Source organism: Arthrobacter sp. efr-133-TYG-118, assembly GCF_030209755.1.
In the GTDB taxonomy this organism is placed as follows: Bacteria; Actinomycetota; Actinomycetes; order Actinomycetales; family Micrococcaceae; genus Arthrobacter.
In genome coordinates this window covers 19,749-35,170 of record NZ_JARVRH010000035.1, presented here as the reverse complement: position 1 = coordinate 35,170, position 15,422 = coordinate 19,749, and the positions used below count along the sequence as shown (strand labels likewise).

At 64.3% G+C, this 15,422-nt stretch carries 15 protein-coding genes; 3 read left to right on the top strand and 12 right to left on the bottom strand.

The genetic code is table 11. The features are described 5' to 3' along the window. Positions 1–17: 17 nt before the first annotated feature. From QRN59_RS22470 to QRN59_RS22445, 6 genes are read right to left on the bottom strand one after another with little or no spacing between them, the layout of a single operon-like run. Complete coding sequence (locus QRN59_RS22470; RefSeq protein ID WP_284984653.1) at positions 18–401, bottom strand: hypothetical protein; 384 nt, start codon at positions 399–401, stop codon at positions 18–20. Next, positions 391–2,289: a hypothetical protein gene (locus tag QRN59_RS22465; RefSeq protein ID WP_284984652.1), complete on the bottom strand. Its 1,899-nt coding sequence runs from the start codon at positions 2,287–2,289 to the stop codon at positions 391–393. Before QRN59_RS22465 ends, QRN59_RS22470 begins: the two co-directional genes overlap by 11 nt. After that, the gene (locus QRN59_RS22460; RefSeq protein ID WP_284984651.1) at positions 2,289–4,400 is read right to left on the bottom strand and encodes a glycosyltransferase; all 2,112 of its coding nucleotides are present in this window, start codon (positions 4,398–4,400) and stop codon (positions 2,289–2,291) included. Before QRN59_RS22460 ends, QRN59_RS22465 begins: the two co-directional genes overlap by 1 nt. 32 nt (positions 4,401–4,432) lie before the next feature. Further along, a complete protein-coding gene (locus QRN59_RS22455; RefSeq protein WP_284984650.1) occupies positions 4,433–5,521 on the bottom strand; it encodes a hypothetical protein in 1,089 nt (362 codons plus the stop codon). Continuing rightward, positions 5,514–6,545 (bottom strand): glycosyltransferase family 2 protein, encoded by a 1,032-nt coding sequence (locus QRN59_RS22450; RefSeq protein WP_284984649.1) that lies wholly within the window; start codon positions 6,543–6,545, stop codon positions 5,514–5,516. The genes QRN59_RS22455 and QRN59_RS22450 overlap by 8 nt, the downstream gene beginning before the upstream one ends. After that, on the bottom strand, positions 6,545–7,321 hold the full coding sequence (locus QRN59_RS22445) for a glycosyltransferase family 2 protein (protein WP_284984648.1): 777 nt from the start codon (positions 7,319–7,321) through the stop codon (positions 6,545–6,547). The genes QRN59_RS22450 and QRN59_RS22445 overlap by 1 nt, the downstream gene beginning before the upstream one ends. 498 nt (positions 7,322–7,819) lie before the next feature. On the opposite strand from QRN59_RS22445, the gene QRN59_RS22440 reads away from it, so the two are divergent. Next, complete coding sequence (locus tag QRN59_RS22440; protein WP_284984647.1) at positions 7,820–8,635, top strand: AfsR/SARP family transcriptional regulator; 816 nt, start codon at positions 7,820–7,822, stop codon at positions 8,633–8,635. Positions 8,636–8,652: 17 nt separating this feature from the next. Here QRN59_RS22440 and QRN59_RS22435 read toward each other — a convergent pair whose 3' ends face one another. After that, entirely contained in the window at positions 8,653–9,306 is a 654-nt protein-coding gene (locus tag QRN59_RS22435) for a phosphoribosyltransferase (RefSeq protein WP_284984712.1), read from the bottom strand. Positions 9,307–9,388: 82 nt separating this feature from the next. Between QRN59_RS22435 and QRN59_RS22430 the strand changes: the two genes are divergently transcribed. Further along, on the top strand, positions 9,389–9,802 hold the full coding sequence (locus QRN59_RS22430; protein ID WP_284984646.1) for a winged helix DNA-binding protein: 414 nt from the start codon (positions 9,389–9,391) through the stop codon (positions 9,800–9,802). A 20-nt stretch (positions 9,803–9,822) separates the two neighbouring features. Here the strand turns inward: QRN59_RS22430 and QRN59_RS22425 are convergent, their stop codons facing one another. The 5 genes from QRN59_RS22425 to QRN59_RS22405 form a co-directional block, all read right to left on the bottom strand. Further along, the gene (locus QRN59_RS22425) at positions 9,823–10,653 is read right to left on the bottom strand and encodes an alpha/beta fold hydrolase (protein ID WP_284984645.1); all 831 of its coding nucleotides are present in this window, start codon (positions 10,651–10,653) and stop codon (positions 9,823–9,825) included. 4 nt (positions 10,654–10,657) lie between these two features. Next, entirely contained in the window at positions 10,658–10,987 is a 330-nt protein-coding gene (locus QRN59_RS22420) for a biotin/lipoyl-containing protein (protein WP_284984644.1), read from the bottom strand. Next, positions 10,980–12,014, bottom strand: coding sequence for an alpha-ketoacid dehydrogenase subunit beta (locus tag QRN59_RS22415; protein WP_284984643.1), 1,035 nt, complete (start codon positions 12,012–12,014; stop codon positions 10,980–10,982). The genes QRN59_RS22420 and QRN59_RS22415 overlap by 8 nt, the downstream gene beginning before the upstream one ends. After that, the gene (locus QRN59_RS22410) at positions 12,007–13,044 is read right to left on the bottom strand and encodes a thiamine pyrophosphate-dependent dehydrogenase E1 component subunit alpha (protein WP_284984711.1); all 1,038 of its coding nucleotides are present in this window, start codon (positions 13,042–13,044) and stop codon (positions 12,007–12,009) included. The genes QRN59_RS22415 and QRN59_RS22410 overlap by 8 nt, the downstream gene beginning before the upstream one ends. A gap of 245 nt (positions 13,045–13,289) precedes the next feature. Next, entirely contained in the window at positions 13,290–14,672 is a 1,383-nt protein-coding gene (locus tag QRN59_RS22405; RefSeq protein ID WP_284984642.1) for an amino acid permease, read from the bottom strand. A gap of 176 nt (positions 14,673–14,848) precedes the next feature. Here QRN59_RS22405 and QRN59_RS22400 point away from each other — a divergent pair, with 176 nt between their 5' ends. Next, positions 14,849–15,328: an Lrp/AsnC family transcriptional regulator gene (locus QRN59_RS22400; RefSeq protein ID WP_284984641.1), complete on the top strand. Its 480-nt coding sequence runs from the start codon at positions 14,849–14,851 to the stop codon at positions 15,326–15,328. Positions 15,329–15,422 lie beyond the last annotated feature (94 nt).

Sequence of the window (15,422 nt, the reverse complement as noted above, 5' to 3'; positions counted from 1 at the left end):
CATTGCCCGCCCCTTCGTTATGGCGCCGGTTCCTTTCGCCGTGACCGTCGGTCCACGGCGGCGAGGAGGCCCAGAGTGAGCACGGCCAGGAGGGATACAGCCGCCGATGGATGCCAGAAACCGGCGTACAGCATCGCCGTCGAGAGCAGGATGGCCGAGGCAAGACTGAAGCTCACCGCGATCGCCACGGCCAACGGGAGCACCTCGAATCCCGTTCCTTTTCGGACTCGAGGGGGTTTCAGGAACAGGATGAGGGCCGTTCCAGGGCCGGCGAGGAGGAACGGTCCTATGACTACAAGGCGTAGTTCCTCAGGGCCAGTGAAAGACAAAGGAATCGAAGCCAGTGCCACAACGGCGACGACGACGCCGATCGCAGCGGCGCTCCTGTGCTTAGATGCCATTCGGTGCTCCCTGCAGGTGGTAGATCACTCCGCCGGCGTTGCGGTATTCCATTGACCAGCCCCCTTGGAGGGCGCACCTGTCGATCAAGTGTTGCAAGCCTTCGCTCGGCCCCGTGTTGAGAACGTCGGCTGCGGCGACCTGGCTTGCAGTGACTATCAAGTAGGCGCCTGTGGACGGGACGAGCTGGGTTATCGATGCGCAGCCGGGCTGCGGGTCGCCGGGGCGTGCCGGCTCCGCTTGGAGGAGGGTCTCGTACCGGTAGCCGGCGTAGTGCTCATACCGCCAGGCCGTGTCGTGAACCGCCTCGATAAGGACCGAGCCCTGGGGCGCGGCGGCGTAAAGCCGGTTGACCAGGGCGATCTCGTCAGGTGTGAAATTCTCGATGGCGTCATTGCCGTAGCGGGTGGCGACTGTGCCCGTGGCGATGACTGATCCGAGCAGCAGGAGCGCGGCCAGCTGGCGCAATCCGGGCGGACTGGGACCACGTGGAAGTAACGGAAGCACGACGAGGCTGGCGGCGAACGGAAGGCTGAAAAGGTATATCCGGAGCAGCAGCTCACCACCATAAGACTGGAGCGGGAACATGACGAAAGGCGCCACGGTGCCCAACGCGGCAGCTAGCCACGGCCTCCGCAGCCGTCGTCCGCGGAGGCTGCCTAGTCCCGCGAGGACCCAGACCACGGCTCCCTCCGCGAGCCGGGAGTAGACGATGAACTGGTGGGCCGGGTTACCGCCCACCCTGTTGAGCAACGAGGCGGAGGCGGCGGCATTGATGTTGCCGATGGACCCGAAGAGAGTGTGCAGGTGGCCGATGAGGAAAGGGGTGGCGGCCAGGACCAGCCAGCAGACCGGAAGCAACAACGCAAGGACCGGAAGGAAGCGTAGCCGGCACCTTCCACTCAGGGCGAGCAGCGCCAGGATAGGAATAGCGGCGAAGGGAGTGAGTTGATGGGCGACTGTCATCCCAGCCAAGAGCACTACGCACACTGCGGCCAATATGATGAAGGCCGACCGTGGTAGTTCGGCGGGAATCGGCGCCGATTTCCCGGGTTCGAGCCTACGCGCAAGATTCCTGAACCGACTAGCGAGTTTGCCCGCCGGCTTCCGCGGCCACCCGGGGAAAACTGTCAGAACACAGGCGACCAGGGTCAGCAGCAGCAGCAAGGCGCAGGCCTGCGGGGAGAGGTAATCCTGCCCCACCCAGCTGGCCAGGTAGAACATCCATACTCCTGCCCATGCTTGCCTTGGGCTGGAGGTAAGGCGCAGGGCAAGCGCCAGCAGGGCGGGCATGAGCAAGACGTTGACCCCGACCGGCGCCCACGTGGCAACCCATGCCAGATCGTGGACTCCTGTGGCATTCGAGAGCATCGCCAGTAGTCCGAAAAACCCGGGCCAGTTGAAATATGCGTCGAGCTTCCGGTCCAGGCCTCCGGACTGTGTGATGTAGTCGGTGATGCCCAAGTGGCGGTAGCTGGCTTCCAAGCGGGGCAAGCCGTGAATGATCGGGTCGGCCCCATGCAGAATGACGATCAAAACAAGAAGCTGAACGACGAGCAACCACAGGCGAAGGACCTTGAGACCGAGGGAACCGACGAAACCGGCCAGGCTCAGGCCCAGGGCAAAGAAATAGCTGGCAGGCAGGACCTGGATCAGGCCGCCGCCCCCAATGTCCTGCGCGTTCACTGTTTTGAGCGCCCACACCCCCAAAATCAGGGCGGTCGCCGCCATCACCGCGAGAGCGCCCGGAACCCGCGGGTCACCCCGGTCGGCCCGATGCTGGGCGGCCCGGGGACGCTTCGGGTCGGTGACGACGAGGGGGAGTTGTGTACCGACGTCGGATCGGTGCAAGCGGGAGGCGGAGACGCTCCAAGGGGATTGTACGGCCATTACGGCGCCGATACCCTGTGCGCGGGTGACCCGGACGTGCGCCCGATATTGCGTCTGACCCGGGCAGGGCCATGGTCCCGTGAGAAGCGGTGCAACCGGCCGCCAGCAACCACTGCTGCGCCCAGTTGGACGACCAGCCAGAGCACGGAAACTCCGGTGAGCCCAAAGTGTTGGGCGACCGCGGGAGCCGGTGCCACCGCGAGGACGCATGCCGCAATCGCGACCATCGTGGATTCAGCCAAACGTCCGGTGGAACGGCACACCCCGTAGTAGACCTGTGTGACACATGTGAGCATCAGGGCCGGGACCAGGAAAGGTAGCAGCACCCACGCCGACGCGTAGCCGGACCCCAACAAGGGCAGCAGCAGAGAGCCGGCCGCCAGCAGCAGCAGCCCGGCAAGCCCGGTGAGGAAGAGGCTCATCTGCAAGGCCTTCCGAACCAGGCCGGGGCGTGAAGAAACGCGGGGGTCGGCTGTGTCCGCCGCGATGGCTGTCTGGAGTGAGTAGCCAGCTGATTGGGGCACGAAAAAGATCGCTGAAGCAAGCATCCAAACGACATACCAGGCTGCTGCAGCCGACGTGTTCAGTGCCGCTGCCACGACGAGTGGAAGGACGTAGCCTGGTGCGCGGTCGGCAAGCATGAGTGCGTGCTGGCGCAGGCCCGGACCCCAGACTTTGATGACTTCGCGCCAATTCGCCTGCGTCCACTGCGGAGCCGTGTCGGTGCGTCTGAGCTGATGCACACCGAGGATCACGCTCGCCAAGGCACCCATTGCCACGGCAACGACGATGGCGGCCGGATCTCGGTAGCCGGTAAACAGGCAAATGGCGAGGGTGGCGAGCTGGAACACGGCCTGGACGAGGCTGCGCGTCAAGGCACGGTCCGCCCGCGCCTGAGCGACGGCGATGTGGTCGAACTGGTACGCGACGGCGGCGAAGAGCGCCGCGGCAAAAAAGGCGGCGCTCATGAGCGGGTTCGTCCAGGCAATGCCGACGCCGGATCGCTGGAAAGAGGTCACGACGAGCAATCCGGTGGCCATGAGGAGCGACGAAAAGCTCACGGCTGCGACACTTGCTGGTATCAGGGTCCGGCCCCCGTCGGCCTGGGCGGGTAGTACGGACAGGGTCGCCGGGCCGACGCCGAGCATTCCCAACTGCACCGTCAGCATTGTCGCAGCGACCACAGTAGAGGCCAGCCCCAGGCGGTCGGCAGGAATCACGACGGCGGCAAGGGCCCAGAACAGCAGCCCGGCGGCCATCGGTGCAATACGGGCCGCCGCGAGCCACATGGCGTTCCCGCCGAGGGAAAGGCCCTGCCTGGGAAGTCGCAGCAAGGTGCTGACAAAAGCCCCATAGTTGTACAGGACGAAGCCAGCCCAGTATGGCAGGAACCGGGGAGCGGTCGCCAGGGAGAGAAGGACGCCACGCGCCGTCGCAAGAAGAGGCAGGAATATCAACCAGCCGGCGCGGCGCGGGTGCTTGTGCATCGTGCGCGCCAAACCGGCCCCGTCCTGAAGCCATTGGTCGCGGGCGTATTCGAAGCTGTCAGCAAACCGGTGCCTGACGAAGGTCGTGGGGGAGACGCCGAGGCGGTATCCACCGTCCTCGAGCCGGATCCGGAGCTCGATGTCCTCGCCCGACCGGAAGCTCTCATCGAACCCTGCGTCGAGGAGGACACTGCGGCGCATGAGGGTGGCGCTGACGCCGAACCATGAGCGGACCCTGCTGTGGTTATGGTGCCAGGCAAGGGAGGCTCCCCAGTAGCCGGTGCCGTCGGGCTCGCTCACGAGTCCAAACTGCAAACCATCGAAGCCGCCTGCCTGGAACTCCTTCATCAGGTTCTCCAGAACGCCGGGAGGAACGATGACGTCGGCATCGATGAGCGCGACAAGATCGGCGTGCGCGGCCCTGGCGCCGAGCATGCGCGCCGCCGGCAGACCGCGTCCCCTGTCGGAGATGACGCGTGCCCCGTAGGAACGGGCGATCTGCACGGTGGCGTCCTGCGAACAGCCGTCTATGACAATCACCTCGCGGGGGTTCTGGTCAAGGACGGACTTCAGGCATTCGCCGAGCCAGTTGGCGGCGTTGCGGGCCGGGATCACGACAGACACGTCCAGTACGCTGCCAGCGCCCGCGCTCCCGCTCACGGCCCGCCGTCCACCATGGAGGTGACGGTGCCCGCGACATAGTCTGAGGTCCGGTCGGCGGACCACGCCGCGGGAAGCCGCAGCACGAAGCACGGAACATCACCCAACGCGCGGGCAATGACGGAGGTTTTTGCGGAGAAATGCTCGCCCAATGACACGAGACCCGTGGCCCCAAGGGCCTCGATGAGTCGCCGCGATACCAAAGGCAACTCAGAATGAAAGTTGCCCACAATGCGTGCCGCCATCCAGGCTTCTGTCCGGCGCTCCAACCGGGCATCCATTCCGTCGAAGCGTTCGAGGAAGACAGCGATCCGGGCAGGTGCCTGGGGAACGATTTTACCGGGGCCGAATACGTCTCCCGGGTGGACCATCCTGTGCTCGGGCGACCACCGCCGCGTGAACGCGGCCGTGCGTGGATAGCGGACGATGACAGGGTGCACAGCCGTGGCCACGCTGCTGATCGTCGAAGTCAGCCAGCCCGGCGCGAGCGGCTTGCGGACTCCTTGGAACAGGTCCGGATAGATTGGCCGGTGGTGGGGCTTGATGAACATCGGTTTTGCATAGGACAGGAGGGTCCCCTCCGCGGTGATGAATCCCCAGTCATCGGCCATGAAGCCGACGTCCGGCATGGCCAGGAGTTTCGCGACCGTACTCGTCTTCCCGACGCCGCCCCATGCGGGCATGAGAATGCCCGCTCCCCGATAGTTCACCATCGCAGCGTGAACCATCGCGGTTTCCTGCCTGATGCACAGGTGGTCCAACAGCGGCACGACCGCCGTCAGTAGTTCGCCCGCCCCTTCGATCATGAAGCCGTTTTCGGTGCGGGTGACCCGAACCCGGTCCTCAGGGAGGAACAACGAATCGTCTGTATACCGGTAGGCGTCTTCGGCATGGGATTGCGCGGGAACCGGAGTGACGCTGCCGCCGATGTTCAACTGCAGGTTTGAAGTCGAAGGGCCCAGGAACGGGGCAAGCATGTCGCGTAGCTGCGCCTCACCTGGCGTACCCTGGGCGACCCTGATTGCGACACGTCCGTGGACGTCAAAGACAACTGCCGGCGACGTGGCGATCTGCTGGTTAATCACTGGGCCCGCCTCCACTCTTGTCGCGAATAAGCCGGTACAAAACGGAGCTGGATACGCGCGCCTGGGGCGATGACGTCTCCCACAGGCTCTGCAGATAACCAACCGCGGTGACAGCCAGAACCGCTACGATCACTCCGGCCCTGGCCAGGCCTCCCACGTCACCGTCGCGCGTGCAGGAGCGTAATCCGGCAAGAACGGCGCGCGGCAGCACCCTGCGAACATATCGGCGTTCCGGTCCAAGGATTTCGCTCCGGCCGACAAGCCGGGTCACCTGAGCCTTCGAAACCCCCTCTGACCAGGCTCTCGCCAACATGTAGCGCACGGTGCCGCGCGTAGCCGGCACATGGTGGCGAACCACGGCTGCGGGTTCGTAAACCACGCGTGTTCCGGGGGAACCGATGGATGCCCGCAGGCACAATTCGGTCTCCTCGCATCCAAGGGGACGATCACCTTGCCGGCCAAGGGAAGCATTGAAGCCGCCGACCCGCTCAAAGACTTCGCAGCGGAAGGACATGTTCGCGCCGATAACGTTGCGCACCTGCGCGGCGACCCTGGGCAAGCCCTTATAGGTGCAACCGACAATCCAATCCAGTTCTTCGGGAAAGTGCGCCGGCCGACCTGATTCCCACACTGGTTCAACCCGGCCCCCGACCGCCAACACGTCCGGATCGTCATAGAGCAGGACGAGCCGGGCCAGCCAGTCCGGCGCGGCTTCGGCGTCATCGTCGAGGAAGGCCACAATGTCCCCGCTTGCCGCCTTCACCCCGGTATTGCGGGCGCCGGAAAGGCCCTGGGACCCCGAGTTCTCCACCACTTCGACGCCTAGCAGCGCACCCGTCAGCCGCCGGTACAGCCCCAATCGCCGGTAGAGATCCTCGTTGTGGTCAACAACGACAACAAACTGTACCGGCCGGAACGTTTGGGACTGAACCGACGCGATGCAGCGGAGCAGCAACTCCCACCTTGCTTCGGTGAAGCAACAGATTACGACGCTGACACTGGGCCAGCCGGCCGCGGCGGGCATTATCCGTCCGCCAGCATCGCCAGGACCGTCTTCGGGTCGGTAGGGACGTGGGGAAACCTCATGTCGGGATACCGGTACTTCACGCGCCGAAGGGCCTCCGGGCGTACCCCCGCCGTCGGCGCGTCCCATCCGACGCACTCACGGGTCAGCGTGCGCAGGACGCGCCACCCGTCGCGAAAGGTCTGCAGATGCGAATTGCCCGAAATGCGGGAGAGCTCATGACTTGGCACCTCAGCGATCCTAAGCCCCGCCCGTGCAGCCCGCGACACCAACTCGGTCTCGATTTCGAAACCATCGGACTTGAGTTCAAGAACCTCCAGGCACTCCCTGCGGAAAGCGATATACCCGTAGCAGAGGTCCGAGAAGTGGCAGTGCAGGGCCTTGTTCGCCAGCCCTGTGAGCGCACGGTTGCCTAGATTGCGCAAACGCGTCAAGTCATCGGAACCGCCGCCGGTGACATAACGGGAGCCCTTCACGAAATCGTGGTCGTGCTGGAGGGGTGAAACGAACCAGCCGATCTCCCTGGGGTCCATGCTGCCGTCCGCGTCGAGCATGACGATGATGTCCCCGGTGGCCGCGGCGAACCCTGCCCGCATGGCGGCGCCCTTGCCGGCATGCAGCTCGTTCACAACGACGACATCGAAGCGAAGCGCGCGCGCCACATCCACGGTGAGGTCTTCGGATCGACCGTCCACAATGATCACTTCGTCAACGTACGACGGCATCCGCCTGAGCACCCACGGCAGATTCAGTGCCTCGTTCAGAGTAGGAATCACCACACTGATCGAAGCCGCCGGAAACGAAGTCCCGGGGGCCGAAGCACCAGGGGTCCGGCTGCCGGCGGGCTCCAACTGACCAATGGACACCGCTCTCACCCCTGTCCGTTTACCCACACGAATGCGGAACACCAGCTGGGAAGCATATGGCGCCCTCTTTTGGAGGGTCGCCGGAAAAGGGGGTCTGGATGGTTCATGACCGCACCTCGATTTCGCTCGCCGTTGCACGCGCCAGGTCAGGTGCATGTTGGCATGAGCATGGGACCGGACCCGTTACAGCGCCGTTACAAGCAGGCGTGTCTCTTGTCGTGAATGTTTCGGCCGGAGGGCTTCCGAGGCCAGCGGGAACAAAAATCGTTTACGAGTAAGTAGGACATCCGTTAGGGGTTCTTGATTCAGGTAGTGGCCACTCGTGACCGGGCTGGTCAACGCTGGCTAACGTCAGACGACGTGGCGGTTTGCCCACCAGGAATCCGACGTTCGATTGGGGTATGAGACGTGGTTTCATCACCGGATCCTCAGTGGTCCCTGACCCTGCTCAACGGTTGGACACTGAGCAGGGATGGCCGGCGGCAGAAAGTAGCGCATCGGCAGCAACGCCTTATCACCGCCCTGGCCCTGCTCGGCGAGCGGCCGCGCACGTTCCTCTCCGGACTTCTCTGGCCCGACTCCTCCGATGCCCAGGCGGCGGTCGGACTCAGGGTGAGCATCTGGCACATCAATCACGAGCTTCCCGGCCTGCTCGATGCCGACGGAACCACAGATGATTCCGTGGCCCTCAGTGGGGAAGTACTCGTTGATATCACCGATCTTGAATGCGAGCTTCACGCCCCGGCCTCCGAGCTGAGCGATTGGTACGCGAGGTGGGAACGGCTGCGAACGGCGGAGCTTCTTCCGGGGTGGTACGAGGACTGGATCCTGGCCGAACAGGAACGCTTCCGGACAGTGCGGACAGCTGCCCTCGACTCCATCGCCGAGTACCACCTCAGCCATGGAAATGCCGAGGAAACCAAGGCCGCCACGACCGTGGCAATCTCCTTGGAACCGTTCCGGGAGTCCTCTTACCGGCTGCTGATCCAGGCACACCTCGCCTCTGGCGACCTCGTCTCCGCCCTTCGCACCTACAAGAGCTACTCCGCCGACCTGAGACAGGAATTCGGCGTGGGCCCGGCACCGTCTATCGCCAAGCTCATCCATCGGGCCGTGGGGGCGAGCGGTCGTCAAAACGTCGTCGGAGGCCTCCCGTTCACCCAGGTACTTCCTTCGAGCCAAATCGTGATGGGCAATCGGCGGCCGACAGCGTCATCGGGGTAGTCCTCGATCGCCTGCGGCTACCCCGCCTGCTCCAAAAGCCGCACCGCGTCGTCGTCGGTCAATTGCTCGAAGTGCTCGTAGAACGCCCCCACGGCGTGGAACTTGCCCGGCGTGTGCAGGCACATCATGAAATCGCACACCCGGCTGATGGACGCCTGGGCTTCGAGGGAGGACACGGGAACGGCGGCCACGACAGTCGCCGCTCCACCCGCGCGGACGGCCTCGACGGCGGCGCGCATCGTTGCGCCCGTGGCGAGTCCGTCGTCGACAAGAACGACAGTCTTGCCCGAGAGGTCGAAGTTGATACCAGGGTAGGTCTTCACGCGCCGCAGGAGTTCGCCCCGCTCGCGTACCTCCACGGCATCAAGGGAAGCCTGGGTGATTCCGTGCCGCAGCATGCGTTCGCCGAGAGGCCGGTTGAGCATGCGCACGATCCTGCCGTTGGACCAGGCCAGGGCGCCGAACGCTGTTTCCTCGCGCCCCGGGATGCCGAGTTTGCGCACCAGAATGGCACCGTATGGCTGCTGGAGTTCGACGGCGGCAGCGGCCGCCACGGGGACCCCACCGCGGGCGAGGCCCAACAAGATGGTGTCCGGCCGTTGCCGGAGCTGCGGAAGCCCTGCTGCCACACGGCGTCCGGCGTCCGCACGGTCCTTGAAGCGCATGCCCATTCGTCTCACTTCCACGTCATCCAGCGCTGAATCAAGCCTACCTTTGTTGCCGGGACCGCTCTGCGCTGCCACGATGGGCCATGTGAACAAGCCGATCGGTTACTGGACCAAACGCCTGGACGCCGCATTGGAGGCTCATCTGGACAGCACCTTGGCGAGATTGAAACTCAGCCGGAGGCAGTGGCAGACCCTCAATATCCTGGCTGAGACACCCCTTAGCCCCGAGGATCTTGACGGAATTCTCAACCCTTTTTGGGGTGGCGACACGCGGCGTCGCGAAAGCGAACTCGCCGCGCTCGTGGGCCGCGGCATGATCATCATGGTGGACGATCGCATCAGCCTCAGCGAACTGGGCCACGCAAAACACACCGAAGCCCAAAGGCTCGTTGAAGAATCCCGGCGGGACCTCTCGATGGGGATCGGTATCGACGAATACGCCATGGCCGTCAGCGTGCTGGAGCGCATGACGCTCAATGCGGAGCGGCTGGCCGGCTAGCGCCGCCCCTCCGCCACCACTTAGACCCCGAGGAACGCCACCGCAGCGTCCTTGAAAACCCTGCTGGTCACGGCGTTGCTGTGGTTCCGGCCCGGCACGAGCAGCTGTTCAACCAAGCCCCCGGCGTGGGAAGCGATCGAAGCCAGCTCCGGCATGGTGACGGCGCGTTCGTCCTTTTCGCCGGCCACCAGGAGGATCGGCATGTGGGGCACGGCTTCGGCAGGATCGAATGGTTCGCCCTTAATAGCCTCGATGAGAGACAAGAGCGCAAAAAGATCGTTGCTCGGCAAGAGCTGTGCCATCTTGAGCAATCCCGCGGTGGACTCGTCTTCAATGGGCGTGCCGTCCGCGAGGTAGCGCTGGGCGGCCGCGAGGTCGAAGGACGCCAGGGGGTCTTCCTTGTTCGGGCCGCCCAGCACCAGCCGGTGCACGAGTTCGGGCTGGGTCGCCCCGAATTCCCACGCGAGCCGGGAGCCCAAAGAATAGCCGATGACGTCGAGCCCGCTGGTAGGGTCACCGGCGCGCACAGGGCGCGCACCGGCGTCGGCGACTATCTGGAGCAGGTCCGCGCGGATCCGGCTCGGGGAGTAGGAGTCCAGGTCCTCGGGCGAGCTGCTCCGGCCGTGCCCTGGAAGGTCCACTGTGATGACACGCCGGCCGGCGGACTTGAGGGTGGAAATCCAGCCGGTATCGCCCCAATTGAGTTTGGTGGACGAAGAGAAACCGTGCAGCAGCAGGACAGGGCGCAGCCCCGCGTCGGTGCCTTCGGCAGGCTCATGGACTTCCACGAACAGATGCGGATCTGTTCCCTCCACAGTGTGGATGTGCTCTTCCGTGTGCCTGCCGCTCATGGTGTCAGTCCTCATCAAGTACGGCGCTCAGGCGGACCCGGCGCTTCGGTGCGTCATCCTTGGGAACGGTGCCCACGATGCCGGCAGTATTGTCCGGCACCTCGAACACCACCAGCGGCTCACCGACGTTGATGGTCTCGCCCGGCGAGCCGTGGATACGGATCACTTTACCCGCCTGCGGGCTCGGCAACTCGAGTGCGGATTTGCTCGTTTCCAGTTCCACGAGCGGCTGGTTCCGTTCCACCTGGTCGCCGGGGGAGACGAGCCAGTCCAGCACGGTCGCTTCGATAAGGCCTTCGCCAAGATCGGGCAGGGGGAAGCTGATTTCAGCCACGTCGATACTCCAGTACTCGTTGGATCCCCAGGAGGATGCGGTCAATGTTAGGGATGTATTCGTCCTCCAGGTCGCCGGAGGGATACGGCACGTCGAAGCCGGTGACCCGTTCCACGGGCGCCTTGAGCGTGTCGAAGCAGCTTTGCGTGATGAGTTGGGCCACTTCGGCCCCCAGCCCTGAGGTCAGCGGAGCCTCATGCACGACGACGGCGCGCCGCGTCTTTCCGACGGAAGTCGCCAGTGCTTCGGCGTCGATGGGCTTGAGCCAGCGCAGATCAAGGACCTCGACGTCGATTCCGTCCTCCGCCGCGAGCTCGGCAACCTGCAGGCACCGGGCCACCATGGCACCCCAGGCCACGAGGGTCAGATGGCGGCCCGGCCGGACAATGCGGGCGCCGGTGAGGGTACCGCCGTCGGCTGTGTCGACGTCGCCCTTTTGCCAGTACCGGGACTTCGGTTCCATGAAGATCACCGGATCAGGCCGCGAGGCCGCGTACTTGAGGAGGTGGTAGGCATCGTGGGGGTCCGACGGCGAAACCACCTTGAGGCCTGGAACGTGGGCGAAGAGTGCCTCGAGGCTTTCGCCGTGGTGCTCGGGGGCGCGGATGCCGCCGAAGCTGGGGACCCGGAGCGTGATCGGCATCGGCAAGGTGCCGCGGCTGCGGTAGTTCATCCGGGCGATCTGGCACACGATCTGGTTGATCGCGGGATATGCGAAGCCATCGAACTGGACTTCCGGCATCGGGTGGAAGCCGGCCATCGCCAGACCCACGGACATGCCCAGGATGCCCGATTCTGCGAGCGGCGTGTCAAAGACCCGGGATTCTCCGTGCTTGGCCTGCAGTCCGTCGGTGATGCGGAAGACTCCGCCCAATTGGCCGCAGTCCTCGCCGAAGACCACCGTCTTTGGATCGGTGGAGAGGATCTCGTCCAACGCGCGGTTGAGCGCCTGCTGCATGGAAAGCTTGACGGACTGGGTCTCGGTCGCTGACCCGGCTTCGAGGGTGGCGGTGTTGCTCTCAGACATGTTCGGACTCCTCGCGCCAACGGGTGGCCTGGTTTTCAAGGGCGGGGGTGGTTTCCTGGAAGACGAAATCGAACATTTCGTTGCCGGGCCGGGGACCGAGGGCTTCAATTCCGGTGCGGATGGCTTCTTCCTCTGCCCGGGCCGCCTGGTTGGCGGCGGTGAAGAATGCCTCGTCGGCTGCGCCCGCCGCCAGCAAACGCTTGCGGAGGCGTTCCAGCGGGTCCTCGCCGGCGTCGATGCGCTCGTCGTCGAGGCTCCGGTATCGGCCGGGATCGTCGGCGGTGGAATGCGGTCCGCGGCGGTAGGTCATGGCCTCGACCACAACCGGACCGTTTCCTGCGCGGCAGTGGGCGAAGGCGTTGCGGGTGGCCTCATACACGGCGACGACATCGTTGCCGTCTACCTGAATACCCGGGATCCCGTAGCCGGCGGCCCGTGCGGCTACCGAGCCGCCGGCCACCTGCCGCTCTGTGGGCACGGAAATCGCCCAGCCGTTGTTCTGGATGAAGAAGACAACAGGTGCTTTCATCACGGCGGCAAAGTTCATGGCTTCGTGGACATCGCCTTGGGAGGATGCGCCATCGCCGAAGTAGCTGAGGGCCACTCCGTGCTCGCCGCTGAGGGTCTGGCCGTGGGCCCAGCCGACGGCATGAAGGACAGAGCCTGCCACGACGGCCTGGATGGGCGCGAGGCGGCTTGCCAGGGGATCGTACATGCCGCCGTGCCACGTTGCTTTGTGGGTGGACATGTACGCCACCATGTCCACGCCCATGGTCCTTGCGACGCCCATTTCGCGGTACGTCGGAAAAGCGAAGTCGCGTGCAGTGTCGAGGGCGTAGGCGCTGCCGACCTGGGCCGCTTCCTGGCCGAGTTCCGGAGCGTAGCCGGGGATGATTCCCTGACGCTGCCAGGCGACAGCCGAGGTATCCAGGTATCGGACGGCAGCCATCAGGGAATAGAGCTCCCTGAGCTGTCCGGGGGACAGGGACGCGGCGTCGGCTGCGGCCACGGCGGGAAGAAGTGAGTCCATGGACGTGACCGTAGTCACTGTTCCGATCGTAGGCAATCCGCTTATTTAGCCCTGGTCAAACTGCCATGGGCTGCCAGTCTTCTTGTGGAAATACCTAGCAGTTTGTGCACCACTCTGTCACCCAAGTAATCCCCACCGCCACCCTCGCCTCGCAAGCTCGGCCAGGGAACCCTGGCGGCGTGGGCCCAGCAGTTGTTGTCGTTGTGAGGGCTCAGAACGACAACAACTGCGGCTAGTTGCTTTGCTTAGGCGTTTCGGGCGGACTTCACCTTCGCGCCGATCCTGCAGGCAACGGCGATGCACGCGATCAACAGGAACGTGCCGATCAGCTGGCCCGCGCTCTCGGCATTCGAGAAGCCCACCACGAAGATCAGGGCAAGCAGCGCCAGTCCGAAGACCGTGAGGAAAGGGAAGCCCTTCATGCGAAGTGGCAGTTCGGTTCCTTCGCGGTCGGAGCGGCGGCGCAGGATGAACTGGGACACGAGGGCCGTTCCCCAGACCACGAGGCAGGTGGAGCCTACGAGGTTGAGCAAGGCAGGAAGCACGTGGTCGGGGAAGAGCAGTTCCAGGATGGTGGCGATGAAGCCGAAAGCAACGGAAACCCCGACGGCGGCCATGGGCACCTGGGCGCCGCGCAGTCGCGACAGGAAAGCAGGCGCTTCGCCGCGCTCAGACAGGGAGAAGACCATGCGCGAGGCACCGTAGAGGTTGGCGTTGAGCGCTGAGAGCAGGGCTACGACGGCAACGAGGGTGATGGCCGTGCCGGCTCCCGGGATGCCGGCAAGGTTCAGGACACCGGCGAACGGTGATTTCAATCCTTCGGAGTCGGCAGGCAGCACTGCTGCAATGACGAAGACCGAACCGATGTAGAAAACCAGGATGCGCCACACCACCGTGCGGATGGCTTTGCCGACGCTGTGTGCGGGGTTCTGCGTCTCCGCAGCAGCCACGCTCACGATTTCGGTGCCGCCGAAGGCGAAAATCACGACGAAGAGCGCCGCGGCAATCCCAGACCAGCCGGATGGTGCAAAGTTGCCGGTGAGGTTTCCGAGGCCGGGTGAAGCAACGCCGGGCAGCCAGCCGAACAGCAAGGCCGCGCCGATGACGAGGAAGGCGACAATGGCTGCGACCTTCAGGATGGCGAACCAGAATTCGAACTCACCGAAGTTCCGGACCCCGGCGAGGTTGATCGCGGTAAAGGCCACCATGAACACCAAGGCCAGTGCCCACACAGGAATGACCGGCCAGACGGAGAACAGCAGCCCTGCTGCGCCGAGCGCCTCTGCGGCGATGACCACCACCAGCTGCAGCCACCAAAGCCAGCCGACCGTGGAACCGGCCGTCTTGCCCATGGCCTTTTCAGCGTAGACAGAGAAGGCGCCGCTGTTGGGGTTGGCGGCGGCCATCTCGCCGAGCGCCCACATCACCACGATGATCAGGGTGCCCGCCACAAGGTAGGAGATGAGTACTGCCGGGCCGGCCGCGTGGATTCCGGCACCCGAGCCGAGGAAGAGTCCCGCGCCGATGGCGCTGCCCAGGCCCATCATGGTGAGCTGGCGCGGCTTCATCGAGTGGCCAAGGTCTTGCGAAGGAATGGAGGGTCGAACAGCGGTGGACTTCGTTGTCATTCGTGTTTGCCTTCTTGTGGATGGTTTGTCAGCTGGTCCTCGTAGGACTTATCGAATTTACCGCTTCCGAAGGAAAGTGGCGAAAAACACTCGTGAGAGGATGGTTACAAGCTGGTGCGACATCTCGGCAAGGAACGCCGATTTGTACAGCTCATGGGCGGAAGTGGGAAAAACTGATGGTTGTCGACGAGTTGGATGCCAAGATTGTCCGATTTTTCACCGACTCCCCGCGGGCGTCTGTTCTCGAGGCATCCAGGGTCTTGAAGGTCGCCCGCGCCACGGTCCAGTCCCGGCTGGACCGGATGGCTGCGCGCGGGGTGGTGGCTCCCTGGGTTCCGCAGCCCGATCCTGCCGGCTTCGGCTATCCCGTGGTCGCCTTCTGCTCGCTGACCATCAACCAGGACCTGGGGCACGACGCCGTCGTCGAAGCTCTGGCCGCTATTCCCGAGCTCATTGAGGTCCACACCGTCTCCGGTAGTTCGGATCTCATGGTGCGGGTGGTGGGTAAGTCGAACTCGGACCTGCAGCGCGTCCTGGACAAGCTCATCGCCACGAAGACCGTGCTCCGTTCGTCCTCGGTGATTGTGCTGAATACCCATTTCCAGGGCCGCACTTTGCCCCTCCTGGAAGCTGCGGCCAAGGAGAATGCGGGCTGAAACATTTGGACACTGTGCGCCGGCAGTCGTACCATTAGTTCTAGTCATTTTGACTATAACTAGTTTTCTCGTCCCTACAGCAAAGAAGCGGGGT

Coding starts and splice junctions, on each gene's coding strand:
- QRN59_RS22450 (WP_284984649.1), bottom strand. CDS start 6,545: ATGCCCGCCGCGGCCGGCTGGCCCAGTGTCAGCGTCGTAATCTGTTGC.
- QRN59_RS22410 (WP_284984711.1), bottom strand. CDS start 13,044: ATGGACTCACTTCTTCCCGCCGTGGCCGCAGCCGACGCCGCGTCCCTG.
- QRN59_RS22435 (WP_284984712.1), bottom strand. CDS start 9,306: ATGGGCATGCGCTTCAAGGACCGTGCGGACGCCGGACGCCGTGTGGCA.
- QRN59_RS22405 (WP_284984642.1), bottom strand. CDS start 14,672: ATGACAACGAAGTCCACCGCTGTTCGACCCTCCATTCCTTCGCAAGAC.
- QRN59_RS22415 (WP_284984643.1), bottom strand. CDS start 12,014: ATGTCTGAGAGCAACACCGCCACCCTCGAAGCCGGGTCAGCGACCGAG.
- QRN59_RS22400 (WP_284984641.1), top strand. CDS start 14,849: ATGGTTGTCGACGAGTTGGATGCCAAGATTGTCCGATTTTTCACCGAC.
- QRN59_RS22465 (WP_284984652.1), bottom strand. CDS start 2,289: ATGGCCGTACAATCCCCTTGGAGCGTCTCCGCCTCCCGCTTGCACCGA.
- QRN59_RS22470 (WP_284984653.1), bottom strand. CDS start 401: ATGGCATCTAAGCACAGGAGCGCCGCTGCGATCGGCGTCGTCGTCGCC.
- QRN59_RS22425 (WP_284984645.1), bottom strand. CDS start 10,653: ATGAGCGGCAGGCACACGGAAGAGCACATCCACACTGTGGAGGGAACA.